We start from the raw sequence: 13669 nt of genomic DNA on the forward strand, positions 1-13669 counted from the left end.
TCCGGGTACCCCCAGAGCTGCTGATCGTTGGCCATCGTGTCCTCCTCGTTCGTCGGTGATGAACGTACGCAATGCGCGGCTGGGCGTACGGCAAGGCCGCCCCTGCCTGAACGGCACGGGGCGGCCTTCTGCGGTTTCGGTCAGACCTGAGCGAGGCGATTCGAGAGATCGAGGGCGGTGGTCGCGACCGCGAGGGCGGCGCACAGACCGAGCACCTCGTGGATGGTCGGGCGGACCAGGCGCGGCCAGTCATCCGGGGCGGCGAGCCAGGAGGCGAGATGCACCTCGGTGGTGGCCAGGCCCAGATGGGCGGTGACGTCCCAGCCTGCGAGGGAAGCTGGCTCCCAGTGCAGGCGAATGCGGCCGAGGGGGAGTTTTGGAGTTTCGGTGGCGAGCCAGGTGACGTCGAGCGGCCCGTCGGGCAGGGCGGAGACGCGCTGGACCAGCGCACCGCGTACGCCGCTTGGCATGGGCCGTACGGCGAGGCCGTGCAGCGGAAGGACGTGTGAAGGGCAGGGTCGTGACGAGATAGGAGCCTCCGGGGAGAGTCGGTGGGACGGGTCAGACCCAAGCGAGGGCGTCGCTGACCTCCACCGGGAGGTAGCCCTCTTGGCCGTCGTCGGCGATGAACGCCTTGCCGTCCCGGACGACGACCTCGGCTCTCAAGTAGTGGGTGAAGGGGAAGTCGGGGTTGATGGCGAGGCGGATCGGCAGGTTGGGGTCGAGGCTCTGGAGCTGGCGGAGCAGGTGGCCGACGGTCAGGCAGTGGGGCACGGGAGCCTCCGGGAGTGGGACGGGATGACGGGGCGGAGCTGGTGGTCGAGCGTCAGGAGCCATTGAGACGGAGCAGGTTGCAGAGGATTTTCGGTCCCTGGGTGTGGCTGGCGAGGTGCCGCTTGCGGCTCTCGTTGACGTAGCCCTTGCCGGGTTGCTTCATCTCCTAGTCGCCGCAGGAGCAGATGGCCTGCGTGTACACGCGACCAGGGCAGCCGGGGCGGAGCGGCTTACCTGAGCTGGTGTGCTTGTGCCCCGCCGGGCAGAGAGTGCCGTCGGCGTGATGGTGGGTGAGCGGGGCACGGTACGCCATGGAGGGGCCTTCCGAGACAGAGGTCGGTAGCGCGGTCAGCGGCTGGGGGTGGCGATGAGCGCGCCGAGGAAACCGGCTACGGCCTCGGAGGGGGTGTAGAGGCCGAACTCCTGGACCCACGGGTCACCTTCGGGGTGGGCTTTGCCCGGATCTGTCAGACGATGCCGCGCTTCCAGGCAGCGGTGTCTTCGGGGAGCCAGCCGACGTAGACACGGCCGTCCGGGCTCGTCGCGTGGACGTTGGCCTCCGGGGTGTCGACGACTGCCCAGCCGAGGGCGTCGAGGAGGTCGAGCACCGGGCCCACGGAGTGGTCGGAGGAGAGCCAACAGCGGTCTTCCACGGCGGGGCGGACGACGGCGGGCAGGGGAGTGGCGGAGGTGTTCACGGTTGGACGATCCCTTCGTTGACCTGCGGTTTTTCCCGACACCCGTACGTTGGCATGCGGTGTGCCGAAGTGCGTAGTCGTTTCCCAGGGGTGACGTCTGCCGTGGGCGAACTCGCGACTGCCAGCAGGGGGCCGGCGGCCCGGGAATGGATCGGCGAACGCGGTTGTCGTACCTGGGTTGCGGCGACGGGCCGCATGGCAGTGAAGGGGGAGCAGGGATGGCAGAGGCGAGCAGACACTGGGACGGAGCCGGGCTGGAGCGCAAGATCCGTGCTGCCGGGCGGCCGTGGACGGTGGGCGACATCGCGATGGTCGCCGACGGCCAGTGGGGCGTCGGCGCGCAGCCCGACAGGTGGCCGGACGAGGAGACGGTGGTGGAGCGCCGGGTCGCGGAAGGCTGGCGCGTCGAGCTGACGCTGGAGGAGCTGGCCCGCGCGGTGGGCCCCCGCACCGAGGACGTCCACCACGGCGAAGACCTCGCCTGACCGTTCAGCGACGCGGCCCCGCAGCGGGCGCCGACGGCCCTACGACGGCCGAAGGAACGGACGGGTCGGGCACCTGGCCCGGGGCGTGCGGCGCGTGCCCGGAGCGGGCGACAGCGACCTGGGTCAGGCGAACCGCCGGGGCCCGGCCCGCGGGCGCGGCGGCTTCACGGGCCTCGACCACGCGCCTGATCGCTTGCAGGTACGTACGGCTCTCCGTGTGGGCGACGCGGAGGTCGGCCGCTGAGTCGGTGATTCGGTCCAATTCGTAGAAGGCTGGCACGTACCCGGGCTGGGACAGGGCGTGCAGACGGTCCTGGTGAACGGTCACCGAGTTGTCGGTGACGGCCAGGGCCGTACGGGTGTGCATGGCCGCGCGCAGGAGCGGGTCCTCGCAAGGGTGTCGGACCGCGAGGACTTCCAGGACTTCGATGGGCTGACCCCAGGCTTTCTCGATCATGGCCGTGGCCTGGTCGAGCATGGTGGCAGTGGGCATGACGGAACTCCCATTGTGCAGAGGCTGTTTCGGGCGGAGACGGTGTCCGAAGATCCGGGGCGGGAGTCAGCGGCCGTGCCGTGGAGGCGGCGAACTGGCTGGCGGCCGGGCGGCGGCTGCAGGTGCGAGGCTGCCCGACCGGTGCTGCGCCGCACCCGCGGAGCGGCTTTGGGCAGCCATCACCCGGAGGGCGGTTGCGGTGCGCGGTGCGCGCGCTGCGCGGTGGACGGCCTGGGTGACCGCGGTGCGGCGCACGTCGAGCGGGGTCGGAGCGCGAGAGACTTGGGGACCGGCGACCTGGCCGACCGGGGTCAGCGTGACCAGGTGCTCCATCCGTTGGTCGATCTGGTGCCGTTCACGGATCACCGGGGCCGACTCCGCCATGACGGCCGCGGTCGCGGCGATCAGGTGAGACGGGGTGCCGGCCGTGAAGATCGCCTCCGCCCGAGTGCCCCAGCCCGATGGACCGGCCCACAGGGTGACGGTCTCGTCGTCCCAGCCGGAGAGACGGTTGTCGATCAGGACGCCGGCCTGGCCGTCGAGGGCGACGATCTCGACGGTGCCGCGCTCAGCGCCGCCGTCGCGTGTCCAGCCGGCTTCGGTCAGCGGCCGGACGGCGTCGGCCCAGTACCTCGACGGGTTGACCAGGAAGCGTCCGTTGACGTCGTAGGCGTCGGCCTCGGCGTAGTCGCGGGCCAGAGCGGTGGTGAGGCCGGCGACGATCTCGGGTGGGGTGACGTGGTTGAAGGTGGCTGTCCAACGGGGTGCGGAGATGGCCTCCTTGGCGGCGGTGATCTTCCACAGCTCGAAGTCGTCGCCGAACCAGCCGATCCGAATTCGCTGGTCGGGTGAGGTGACGACGAGCTGGCAGGGGCCCTCGTCGAGGTAGTGGTGTGGCCAGTGAGCGACCGGGGCGAAGCCGGCGTCTCCGGCCCCGCTGGAGCCGGCCAGGTACATGGGGCTGACCAGGACCTCCTGGTAGCGGTGCGGGTCATCAGGGGCGTGCATGGGCGAAGCTCCGGGCGCGTAGGAGGGGAACGCGCCGCGTGCGCGGCGGAACGAACGACTGGTGCGCACGCGGACGTGGTGGCGGCGGTGAGACGGCTCTGGCTCTCAGGCCCACCGGGTCACCGGCCCGGGCCCGGTGCCGACTGGGCGGTCACGGCCGCCCGCACCCGCGGCTGCGGCTGCGGCGCATGGCTGAACAGGGCGTTCGGCGCGGCAGCGCTCCGCCGCAGAGCCGCCGCGGTCCGGGCGCCATCCGCCGCCAGCGGGACGCCGACATGGGTGCGCGTGGCCGCTGCGACGCGGGCTGGCGTTGACGAGGCCCTCCGCGCGGTGACGGGCTCGCTCCAGTGCTCGACACTCGCGTAGACGGCCCCCAGCGCCTGACCGGCATCGGTCAGCACGTAGGGGTCGCCGTGGCGCGGGCCCGTGCGGGCGACCAGGCCGTCGGCCTGGAGCCGGAGGAGCCGCTGCCGGGCGAAGCCGTTGTCCAGGCCGGCCTCCTCGGCGATGTGGACGAACCGCATCGGGCCGCCCGCGTCGAGGACCTGGATCACGGCGGTCGAGTGCCGAAGATGCAGACGGCGCAGGGCGTCCTCGACGCGTTCGGCTTCGGCCATCGTCCCGAGCGACAGGTGGGCATGGGACCAGTCCGACACGGTGTGGTGCACGGGAGACAGCGACTTGCCCAGCGCGCTGAGCCGGTAGGGGGCCCCGCGATGGTCGTCGTCCCGGGTGACCAGCCCGTCGGCGTGCATCGTGGCCAGTCGTTTGCCGACGAACTGCTCGCTGACGAAGGGGAGCCGGGTGGCGACGTCGCGCACCCGCAGGGGGCGGCCCTCTTGGGCCAGGGTCATCGCTGACCAGGCGGTCCACTTCGGCCCGATCAGGGACAGCGCGTCCTCGACACGCTGAGCATCGATCGAGCCGATGGAGAAGGCGGGAGGCTGTACGGGGGCGGGCACGGGAGCGTCCTCTCTCAGGAAGGGGTTAGCGGGAACGGGAGGGCTTGCCGACCGCCGTGGTGACGGGCAGGGCGGTCGAGTTGGCGAGGGTGCCGGAGTTCGCCGGGGCGTTGCTGCGGCTGAGGGCGGCGGACACGCGTGGCGTGGCTGTACGCGCGTCGCGGAGGGCGGCTTCGCCCTGTGGCGTGAGGGAGAGGAGCTGTCCGGGCCGGTACCGGTTCTCGCTGGTGTCCTGGTGCAGCAGCCCGTCGGCGACCAGCCGCTGGACGGTCGCGGCCAGCGGCTGGGGACGCCGGCCCGGCCCGTCCGAGAGATAGGGGTCGTCGCCGATCGCCGTCAGGCGGAACCGGAGGCCGCCGGCCTCGACAGCTTCGAGAGCCGTGAGCCGGTGATCACCCGCGATGGCCCAGTCATCGTCCCGACCGGAGTCCAGTTGGTGGTGCAGGTCATGGACCTTCGTGTTCGAGTGCGGGGCAGCATCTGGATCGGGCAGAAGACGGTGGTACGCAGAGATGGTCCGGGTGAGTTGCTCGTAGGCCGCGCCCCGGCGAGCGACCAGCAGCTCGATCTGCGGACCGGTGGTCTGCAAGATGCCGTGCCAACCGCGCATGCTCGCGTGTTCGCCCCGGGCAATGGGCGCCAGCAAGTCGAGGGCGGACTGGGCGGCGCGGGTCAGCTGGCCGTGCAGCTCGTCCACATCCCGAGCGGCCTTGGCGACCATCCTGCCGACCAGATCGAGAGGATCGCGCAGTGGATGGTTGTCACTCAGCGCCCAGGGGTCTTCGATGCCGAACTCCTCGGCGACCAGGTGGGCACCAGGCCGTTCGGTCGCGTCATGCGGGTTCACTGCGCCGCCTCCATCCGGGCGAGCAGGGAGCGGACCAGGGTAGGCAGGCTGTTGGGCCCGTCGCCGATCCAGACGTGGTCGGTTGCCTCGTCGAGGACGTACGCGGCGTCTTCGAGCAGGCCGCTGGAGATCTCCATGCAGGCGTCGGTGATCCGGGAGGCGGCGAGCAGTGACTGGGAGAGGACCTCGACGTAGTCGTCCGGCGTGAGGCCGGCGGCCTGGGCCGCAGTGCGGATCGCCGTTAGTTCCAGCGCGCTGAACGCGAAGTCGAACTCTTCGTCCCGCTCGGCGCCATCGGTCGCGGTGAGGACCGGACCCCGAGGTTCGGTGGGGATGCCCACGTGGGTGCAGATCTGGTCGACCGAGGCGGTCAGCTCGGCGAAGGACTCGGTGAGCCACCCCAGCGCGGAGGCGTAGGAGGCCAGGGTGAACAGGCCCGCCGGTGTGGCGGGGCGTGGCTCGGCGGCCACGAACCCTTCGAGGCGGTCGTTCAGCTCGCCGACGACCTGGGGCCCGGCGGACAGCGGGCCCAGCACGGGGTGCAGGTAGGAGCGGCCAGCGGCCGTCGGGTACTCGGCGGTGAGGATGCCGGAGACGCTCTGCGCGGCGCCGGTGAGAAGGTCCGCCAGTTCGGTACGGGTCAGGGGAGTGCGGTCGGCGGTCATCGCTGGGGAACCTTTCGGGGGGCGGCGGCCGGGGGCGGGGCCGCTGCTGGAGAAGTTGCCGGGCCCGTTGTAGGCCGGTCGACGGCGAGCGACGACCGGGACCGGGCGGCCTGCACTCGGGCCTGGGTGGCGGAGTCGGTCTCGACGTCTTGCTGGAGGCCGGTGCGCAGGTGGGCCGAGCGGTAGACCGCGTAGTCCTTCCGGCTTCCGGTGGCGACGAGGTAGATCTCGCGCTGGTGGGTCGAGGTCGGCGGGGCCGGGCGGAACTGGACGACCATCCGGTAGGCGACGGACGGGTCGACGTAGACCTTGTGGAAGCCGGCGAGGCGGCCCTTCAACGGCAGGCAGTCGTCGCTGCCGTGGACCAGGTTCTGCAGTTCCAGCAGCGCCAAGTCACGGATTTCATCAGGAAGCTCACGCAGGTCGGTGATGGCGTCGGGGTGCGCGGCGAAGGCGAAGCGGGCGCGGCTCACAGCAGCCTCCCCTGTACCGGACGCTGGACCGGTCCCGCCGGCGGCGTGCGAGGGGAGTCGAGGCCGGCCTTCGGTGCCACGGAGGCACCGGCCGACCGGGCGAGGGCGATACGGGCGACGCGGGCCCGGCCGACGGCGCCGTCATGATTGCGGTATTCCGGTGGCTCGGGCAGCGGGCCGCTACGGTCATCCAGCCAGCAGCGGGCGGCGCCCACGTCGGCGAAGGCGCCCTCGCGCATCGTGTACGTGTCGGCGTCGTAGTCCCACTCTTCGAGGAAGACCCGAACCGGTGCCTGACCGGCACGGGAGTCACGGGCCAGCGCCCACGTCTCGCACGGGTCGGAGTCCGAGGTGTAGGCGTCAAGGACCTCGTAGCGAGTGCCCGACTCCCGGATCTGCTGCTCGACCTGGAGGGTCAGGTCGTCGGCGGGCTTCACGTAGCCGTCGCCGACCTGGGCGATCCGCTCGGGCGGGCAGCCGCGTTCGACCAGCCAGTTCTGGGCGAAGGGCACCGTGGCGTGGTAGCTCGTCTCCAGGGTGAACGTGAACTGGCTGAGATCCCGCGCGACCGCGATGGCAACCACCTGCGGCGCACCGGGTACCCCCCACGTGGCCGACCGGTCGTGGGCGACGACGAAGCTGTGGGAGCCGTTGGGCGTGGTGCGGTGCTGGGACAGCGCCGTCAGGTCACCGGACCAGAACCTCTCCGCCGCCTCCTCGGAGGCGGCATCGGCGGGCGCGAGTTCGTCGAGGTCGAAATCGAAGGCGAAGTCGAGGCCGTCGTTCACGCCGCCACCCCCGACTGCTCGGGCGCCGGGGTGGCCAGCACGCGATGGTTGGGTCGGTTAACGCTCGTCGTGCACGCCGCGAAGGGCCCGTCGGGGGCACGGAGGTGCACCAGCGTCTGGTCCAGGTGGTCGCGGTGCCAGGTCGACGGACCGGAGAGGCCGGCCTCCGTATCGCTGAACTGCTGCCATGCGAGCCAGAGCGCGTGGAGTCGGGCGACGGCCTCGGGGTGTTCGTGCCACTGTGCGCACCACGGACGCGTGGTGCTGATCTCCCGGCCGTAGACCGGGAGGAAGAGGTAGTTCACCCAGTCGCTGAGGGCGGCTAGTTCGACGGCGTATGCCTCCCCGCCCAGGGCGAGGATGAACACCGAGGCGGGGCCGTCCGCCTGCTCGGGGTCGGCCGCCCCGGCTCCCGGAGCGCTGTCCGCCTGCTGGCCGGCAGCAGGCAGGGGATCGGGCTCGGAGCCGAGGCGGTCGAGGATGACGCCGTGCTGCCTGACCTCGGCCATGGTCTTGGCGAGGGTGCTGGCAAGGTCGTTGAGGTCCCCGTCGGGAACGCGGAACGGTTCGGGACCGGGGATGGTCGGGCTGGTGTCGGACATCGGGGCGTGCTCCATCTGTGAGACGGCGACATGCCCGAGAGGATCCGGAGAAACCGCGGCTTGGCCCGGCCGGAGAAACCCGGTAGTGGAGCGCTACCCGCCCGCGCAGCGAGGGCAGCGCGGGAAGGGCGGCGCCAGCAACTGCAGAGCCCGAGCCGCCTGTTGCGGCACGACGCCGTTGCCGAGCGCGGTGAGCTGGGCCGGTCGCCCGAGCCCCGGGGTGGCGGTGACCCAGCCGTCGTCGAGGCCCTGCATCCACTCGACGAAGTCGGCACGGAGCCGGCCGGCCGCGTCCGTGGGGGCCGGTGCGGGGCGGGTGAGCCTCTCCCATCGGGTGATGGCGGCTGCGTACGCCCCCCATCGCCAGCCTGCTCCTCGGCTTCCGGGGTCGCCTCCGTCCAGAGCGGCAGCACCACCGCCGACAAGGAAGGGCGCCACGCCTTGCCGGGGCGACGGTCCGGGGTGCCGGTGTCGCTGGCCCGCGGTGTGGGCAGCAGCGACGCCGCCGCACTGGGCAGGGTCATGTCCCCGTTGCCGTGCCGCTGGTTGGGCGAGCCCTTGATCCCGTCCGACGCCTTCGGGGTGGGCAGCAGGAGCCACTCGACCTCGTCGGCCAGGTTCGGGCCGTGGCCCCCGCTCTTCCTCTTGGACGGGTGCTGCGAGCCGCCGTTCTTGCCGATGTTGCTGGTCGGCGTCTTGAGCAGGGTGTCCGGCGGGCCAGGCGGCGAGGAAGGTCCGCTCGCGGCGGTGCGGGGCCCCGATATCGGAGGCGCGAAGCACGAGCCACTTCGCGTCGTACCCGAGGTCGGCCAGGGAGCCGAGTACGGCACCGAGTGCCCGCAGAGGAGGCTGGCCTGGGGTGTCTCCCAGACACCACGGGCAGGGTTCCACGTCGCCAGGGGAGCCGACGGGGGAGGTGAGGAGGCCGCGCACATTCTCGATCACAACCAGGCAGGGTCGGAGGGCCTTGACCGCACGGGCGACGTGCAGCCAGAGCCCGGAGCGGGTCTGGGCGTTGAGTCCGGCCCGGCGGCCGGCGACCGAGACGTCTTTGACAGGGGAAGCCCGCTGTCAAGACGCACACCCGGGAAACGGTGGACCAGTCGACGGTGGTGATGTCGCCCAGGTTGGGGACGCCGGGCCAGTGGCGGGCCAGGATGCGCGAAGCGTTCGGATCGACCTCCGCGTGCCAGGCCAGCGTGCCGCCGAAGGCAGCCTGCACGCCCAGGTCGAGGCCGCCGTACCCCGAGCAGAGCGACCCGATCAACGGGGGGTGCGCGAGGGTGGTGTGCATGTCACCGGCCCCGCGCGATCCGGCCCGGAGGAGCTGCTGCCGGGGCTGGAGGCGGAGCAGGGGAGGAAGGGAACGCTGCGGTCGTGGACCGGCTGCGGGCGGCCTGGGCACGAACGGATTCAGGCGAGATGGCCGCCGACGCGGAGCGCAGGGAGTTGGCGGTCTCGCGCAGGGCCTTGTCCGCCATGCCGAGCGCGTTGCCCATCACCAGCCTGTCTGCCTCTCGCGCGTCCTTGGCTCCGGACTCGTCGCCGAGGTGCTCGGCCTGCTCCAGAACGGAGAGCCGGTGCGCCACCGCTCCGAGAGCGGACGCCGCCTCGCAGGCAGGCCGGACGGCGGCGGCGAAGCCCACGACGGCCGGGGCCGTGCCTCCTTCCCGGCGCTGCTCGGCGGCCCGGTGAAGAACCTCGTCGGCCAGGTCGGTGATCAGCGTGCCGAGGTCGGAGAGCTGGCGGGCGACGGTGACGCTGTCGAGTGAGTGGTCGGGATTCCCGGTGACCGGGAGCTTGCCGCGCACGGCATCGAAGCCCGATGCCGTGGCGCGAAGGGCTAGGGCGTCGGAGGAGGAGGTGTCGATCAAGGCGAACTCCATGGGGAAGAACTGGAGAGGGGCTGGACGCTGAGGGGCGTCAGAGGTGGCCGCGCGAGGGTGGCCGGGCGGTGGCCGGCGTGGGAACGGGGCCGGTCCGCGCCGAGGGTGATGGGGCAGGGTGCGGTGTGCTGCGGGCGCGGGCGGCGTGCACCCGGGCCGGAGGGGGTCCGTCCGGCGCAGGCGCGGAGGCCGGCGGCTTCGGAGGTGGACTGCCGTTCGCGGTCTGCCAGCGGGCGCGTACCTCGTCGAGCGGGCCGAGCGCGTGCAGGGCGTGGTTGATCAGCCGACCGGGGACCAGGGCTTCGTCTTCGGCCAGAGCCCGGACGGCTCGCGCGGAGGCGGCTGCGGTGCGCGTGAGGGAGGAGCGCATCACCCGTTCCCCGAGCCATTCGGCGCTGCCCGGGATCACGTCGTCGCAGATGGCGGTGAGCTGGTCGGCCGAGAGCGTGCCGTCGGCCAACAGGCCACGCCGCTGCGCCTCCCAGAGCAGGGTGATTCGGTCGATGGGCTCGCCCCGGTGATGCAGCGCGCCGAGGCACCGGTAGAGCTGCCCGTGCGCCGGGCCGGCGAAGTCACCCGGTCGCAGCCAGGCCACCACCTCCTCCATGGCCCTCGGCTGCTCGGCGAGGACGGCCAGGAGGAACCGCTCGTCCTCGGCGACCTGGTCGGCTTGGACCGGCGGCGTGGCCGGGGCGGCAGCCGGCGCAGCGGCGGGCGCGACCGGACGCGGATCGGTCCCCCAACGCCGCGCAAGATCGGTGAGCACCCCGGTCAGGACATCCGCAGAGCGCAGCGTTCCCTCGACCTCCCCCTGCAGGGCGTCGGCTCGAGCCACCTGGTGGAGACGGATCGCGTGCTGAGCGACCGTGCGATGGATCGCCCCCTCCAGCACCATGCGGCCGTACACCGGAGCGTGCGCGGGACGCGGGCAGGCCGATATCAGGGTGTGGGCGTACACCGCAGTCAGCCCCCGGACGTGGAGGCCGGCCTCGCCGACGGCGTCGGTCACCCACGACAGCGGCACCGGCCCATCGGCTGAGAGCGCGGGGTGGCCGTCGCTGCGGAGCTTGCGGAGCGCGGCGAACAGCGACCGATGAACGGGCCGGTCGAAGTGATCCGGCGCGAGCCAGTCCAGGTGCGCGAGCTGGTCCGGGTCGAGGAGCACGGAGCCGAGGACCGCCTGCTCTGCACTCAACAGCGGGCTCATCGCCGGCCTCCCAGGTCTCCCGGGTCAGAAGTGGAAGACTCGCTCTGCCGGATGCGGAGGTCGGCGACCGCCCGGTCGGCAGCGGCCATCGCCTGGGCGAAGTCGTCCAGCACCGCGGTGAACGCGGGATCGGAGGCAGGGATCGAGCCGGCCCTGCCGACCAGCCACCACCGGCCGTCGCGCAGAACGACCGGCGAGTGCGGCAGCCGCCCGGGACGCGGCATGGGCGCGCTCATGCCGACAGCCCGAAGTCGTCGTGGCCGATGCTCTTCGCGAGCGCCCGCTCGGTGATGGCCTTCGTGGCGCGGGTGGAGGCCGGGCCGACCACCTTGGCGGAGGGCTCCTTGTACCAGGGCTTGAGGTTGAGCATGGCGACCCGGATGCCGGTGGCCAGCAGCAGCACCTTCCCCTTGGGAAGGGCGCGGATCGCGTCGGGCGGCAGGATTCGCTCGGTGCGCATGCTCACCGAGGTGGACTTGCCGCTCTCGCTGGTGGACACCGAGGTGGTTTGGACGTCGTGGTCACCGACCTGCCGGCTGAGTCGGTCGGCGAAGTCGGCGTCGTCGATGCCCGATCCGATGATCTTGACGGTGGCGGCGGAGTACAGGGCGTCCATGCCGGCCTCGCCCCAGCACCGCTGGCCCTGCCGATAGGACTGCAGGATCATCATGGGGATGACGCCCCGGCTGCCCAGGTGGCTGTACAGGTCCGGGAGATCCGAGATGCGGCACACGTTCGCTGCCTCGTCGAGGACGCACAGGGCGGGCGGGTCGAGCCGGCCGCCGGAGCGCTCGGCGACGATCACGGCCGCGCGCATCACGGCGTCGGCCGCCGCCGCGATGATCGCGCTCGCGCTGCCACCGCCGTCCTTGCTCAGCAGGTACAGGGTGTCGCGGGAGGTGGCGAAGGCGAAGGGCCTGAACTCGGGGAGATCCTTGCTCGGTGTGACCCAGGCTGCGATGTCCGGGTCGAGCAGGCAGCTCGCGTACTGCCTTGCCGTTTCATAGATGCCGTCGCGGGTCTCGGTCGCGCCGGAGACGGTGCCCTGGAGCTGGGCGGCGACCGCGTCGTGGCCGGCGTCGGTGAGCAGGTCCACCGGGGTGCGGTCGGCCGGCATGGCGAGCCAGGCCAGGACGTCGGTGATCGGCCGCCGGTGGGACGCGGCGGCCAGGAACAGGGCACCGAGGGTGTTGCTCGCGGCGGTGGACCAGAAGTCGGAGCCGCTCGACTCATCCACGCTCGCGGCGACGAAGTGCCCGGCCAAGCGTTTCGCCCCGGCCAGATCGCGGGCATCGGCCAAGATGTCCCACCACATCTCGCGCGGGTGGTGCGCGATTTGCTGAGGGTCAAGCGTCCAGATAGTGCCGACCTCGGCACGGGCGTCCACCGTCGCGGTGAAGGCGTCGTTCGCAGCCTTGTTACTGGTGAGCAGGACCGGACCGGGCGCCGAGAGGATCGCGGGGATTGCCAGTCCGGAGGTCTTCCCGCTTCGAGGGGCCATGACCGCGACGATCACGTCCTCCCAGGACGCGCGGACCTCCGCCCGCCCCGGGGCGAGAGTACCGAGCAGGATGCCGCGGTCAGCGGGAGCGACTTCTTTACACTCCTGGCTACTCAGGGACGGCCGCAGGCTCCTGGCCTTGGCGGTGATCTCTTTGTCCAGCAGCGGCGCCAGGTCGGCCTTCCGGGCGAGGCCGGTCTGGGAGCCGGAGCGCCAGCGCATCCACAGCACCACGCCGGTGGTAGCCAGGGCCAGGGTGAGCAGGCCGGGCACGACGCGGACGCCGACCAGCAGCGCGGTGGCGCTAAGGGCCGGCCACAGCACCTCGGGGTGCAGCAGGGCATCGGTGGCGCGGAACGGGGCCCACGGTCCGCTGCCGACGGCGGAGTTGGTGAGGTTGCCGGTCAGCCAGGCGAGGGAGCCAAAGGCCATGGCGGCGCCGAGGACGCCGAACAGGAGGTAGAGGAGCGCGTCCGACCCGGTGGTGGTCGAGGGCGCGCTGGTGCGCGGGGAGGGCACGGCGGTTCCTTGGGTGTGCGAGCGGGCGGGGGCGGGGCGCGCTCGGCTCTCGTGCAGTTCATGGGCCTACTCCTTGAGGATCGGGTGGAAGCGTTTCAGCGGGGGCGGGTGGCGGGGCGTGTCGCGGACGGGGGTGGGGCGGTGGCCGGGGTGCTGGTCGGCGACGACGGCCGTCGGGGGCCGACCTGCGGCGAGGAGGTACGGGCGGCACGCTGCCGGTCCGCTTCCGGATTTCGGGCGGAAGCCGGTACGGGGACTGTGCCGGTGCCGAGGACATCGTCGAGCAGTTCCCGGTTCTGCAGGACGTTGACCCTTTCGTGGTGCCTGGGGTCGGTCCGCTCGGCGGGGCATGCGGCGACCCCGTCCTCGGCGACCTCCAACTGCTCCTGGACGTCCAGGAGCATCACGTGGGCGGCGGCCAGCCGCGTCCAGGTCTCGAAGACGGGATTGTGGTGCGGGTCGTCGAACGCCAGACGGACACGGGTCCAGTCGGCGGCAGCAGCGACGAGTTCGGTCAGTTGAGGCAGGGCCCCGACCAGTGCACCATTGACCTCCTCGATGATCCCCGCGACCTCGTCGGGCGTCGCGTCCTCGGTAAGACGGGCAATCATCCCGGTGACGGAGTGGGGGTCGGCGGAAGCGCTGGGCAGATGACGGACCTGCAGTGGCTTGTCGGGGCCGTGGGCGAGGCGGATGTTGTGCTGCATCGCGGCACCGACGGCATCGCCGATGTTCGGATAGAACTCGGGCACGAGTGCTCC

The 13669-nt window shown here is 71.9% G+C and carries 18 protein-coding genes and 2 pseudogenes; 1 reads left to right on the top strand and 19 read right to left on the bottom strand.

Annotated features, from left to right (window positions below):
• Window positions 1–140: 140 nt before the first annotated feature.
• The 3 genes from BN1555_RS26770 to BN1555_RS26785 form a co-directional block, all read right to left on the bottom strand.
• Entirely contained in the window at window positions 141–470 is a 330-nt protein-coding gene (locus BN1555_RS26770; RefSeq protein WP_093801754.1) for an esterase, read from the bottom strand.
• 91 nt (window positions 471–561) lie between these two features.
• Window positions 562–774 carry a hypothetical protein gene (locus BN1555_RS26775; protein ID WP_093801755.1) on the bottom strand — a complete coding sequence of 71 codons (213 nt, stop codon included), beginning with the start codon at window positions 772–774 and terminating at the stop codon, window positions 562–564.
• Window positions 775–1241: 467 nt separating this feature from the next.
• On the bottom strand, window positions 1242–1472 hold the full coding sequence (locus BN1555_RS26785; RefSeq protein WP_255306189.1) for a hypothetical protein: 231 nt from the start codon (window positions 1470–1472) through the stop codon (window positions 1242–1244).
• 218 nt (window positions 1473–1690) lie between these two features.
• On the opposite strand from BN1555_RS26785, the gene BN1555_RS26790 reads away from it, so the two are divergent.
• Window positions 1691–1957 (top strand): hypothetical protein, encoded by a 267-nt coding sequence (locus tag BN1555_RS26790; RefSeq protein WP_093801756.1) that lies wholly within the window; start codon window positions 1691–1693, stop codon window positions 1955–1957.
• A 4-nt stretch (window positions 1958–1961) separates the two neighbouring features.
• Here BN1555_RS26790 and BN1555_RS26795 read toward each other — a convergent pair whose 3' ends face one another.
• The 16 genes and pseudogenes from BN1555_RS26795 to BN1555_RS26860 all read right to left on the bottom strand — a co-directional run bounded on the left by BN1555_RS26795 (window position 1962) and on the right by BN1555_RS26860 (window position 13660).
• Window positions 1962–2450, bottom strand: coding sequence for a hypothetical protein (locus tag BN1555_RS26795; RefSeq protein ID WP_093801757.1), 489 nt, complete (start codon window positions 2448–2450; stop codon window positions 1962–1964).
• A 66-nt stretch (window positions 2451–2516) separates the two neighbouring features.
• Entirely contained in the window at window positions 2517–3458 is a 942-nt protein-coding gene (locus tag BN1555_RS26800) for an SPDY domain-containing protein (protein WP_093801758.1), read from the bottom strand.
• Window positions 3459–3577: 119 nt separating this feature from the next.
• Window positions 3578–4420 (bottom strand): winged helix-turn-helix transcriptional regulator, encoded by an 843-nt coding sequence (locus BN1555_RS26805; RefSeq protein WP_093801759.1) that lies wholly within the window; start codon window positions 4418–4420, stop codon window positions 3578–3580.
• 25 nt (window positions 4421–4445) lie between these two features.
• Entirely contained in the window at window positions 4446–5267 is an 822-nt protein-coding gene (locus BN1555_RS26810) for a hypothetical protein (protein ID WP_093801760.1), read from the bottom strand.
• On the bottom strand, window positions 5264–5932 hold the full coding sequence (locus BN1555_RS26815) for a hypothetical protein (RefSeq protein ID WP_093801761.1): 669 nt from the start codon (window positions 5930–5932) through the stop codon (window positions 5264–5266). Before BN1555_RS26815 ends, BN1555_RS26810 begins: the two co-directional genes overlap by 4 nt.
• Window positions 5929–6405 (bottom strand): hypothetical protein, encoded by a 477-nt coding sequence (locus BN1555_RS26820; RefSeq protein ID WP_093801762.1) that lies wholly within the window; start codon window positions 6403–6405, stop codon window positions 5929–5931. The genes BN1555_RS26815 and BN1555_RS26820 overlap by 4 nt, the downstream gene beginning before the upstream one ends.
• A complete protein-coding gene (locus tag BN1555_RS26825) occupies window positions 6402–7193 on the bottom strand; it encodes a glycosyl hydrolase (protein ID WP_093801763.1) in 792 nt (263 codons plus the stop codon). Before BN1555_RS26825 ends, BN1555_RS26820 begins: the two co-directional genes overlap by 4 nt.
• Window positions 7190–7795 carry a DUF4913 domain-containing protein gene (locus BN1555_RS26830; RefSeq protein ID WP_093801764.1) on the bottom strand — a complete coding sequence of 202 codons (606 nt, stop codon included), beginning with the start codon at window positions 7793–7795 and terminating at the stop codon, window positions 7190–7192. Before BN1555_RS26830 ends, BN1555_RS26825 begins: the two co-directional genes overlap by 4 nt.
• Window positions 7796–7888: 93 nt before the next feature.
• Complete coding sequence (locus tag BN1555_RS40640) at window positions 7889–8233, bottom strand: hypothetical protein (protein WP_255306190.1); 345 nt, start codon at window positions 8231–8233, stop codon at window positions 7889–7891.
• A 321-nt stretch (window positions 8234–8554) separates the two neighbouring features.
• Window positions 8555–8785, bottom strand: a pseudogene (locus tag BN1555_RS40645) (DNA cytosine methyltransferase); the annotation flags it as partial.
• 121 nt (window positions 8786–8906) lie between these two features.
• Window positions 8907–9089: pseudogene (locus BN1555_RS40650) on the bottom strand (DNA methyltransferase); the annotation flags it as partial.
• Between the two features lies 1 nt (window position 9090).
• Window positions 9091–9681: a hypothetical protein gene (locus BN1555_RS26840; protein WP_255306191.1), complete on the bottom strand. Its 591-nt coding sequence runs from the start codon at window positions 9679–9681 to the stop codon at window positions 9091–9093.
• A 37-nt stretch (window positions 9682–9718) separates the two neighbouring features.
• Window positions 9719–10888, bottom strand: coding sequence for a DnaB-like helicase N-terminal domain-containing protein (locus tag BN1555_RS26845; protein ID WP_176710143.1), 1170 nt, complete (start codon window positions 10886–10888; stop codon window positions 9719–9721).
• Window positions 10885–11124 (bottom strand): hypothetical protein, encoded by a 240-nt coding sequence (locus tag BN1555_RS26850; RefSeq protein ID WP_093801767.1) that lies wholly within the window; start codon window positions 11122–11124, stop codon window positions 10885–10887. Before BN1555_RS26850 ends, BN1555_RS26845 begins: the two co-directional genes overlap by 4 nt.
• Entirely contained in the window at window positions 11121–12908 is a 1788-nt protein-coding gene (locus tag BN1555_RS26855; protein ID WP_176710144.1) for a type IV secretory system conjugative DNA transfer family protein, read from the bottom strand. The genes BN1555_RS26850 and BN1555_RS26855 overlap by 4 nt, the downstream gene beginning before the upstream one ends.
• A 95-nt stretch (window positions 12909–13003) precedes the next feature.
• On the bottom strand, window positions 13004–13660 hold the full coding sequence (locus BN1555_RS26860; protein WP_093801768.1) for a hypothetical protein: 657 nt from the start codon (window positions 13658–13660) through the stop codon (window positions 13004–13006).
• Window positions 13661–13669: the final 9 nt, after the last annotated feature.

It is taken from the genome of Streptomyces sp. Wb2n-11 (assembly GCF_001049855.1).
In the GTDB taxonomy this organism is placed as follows: domain Bacteria; phylum Actinomycetota; class Actinomycetes; order Streptomycetales; family Streptomycetaceae; genus Streptomyces; species Streptomyces altiplanensis.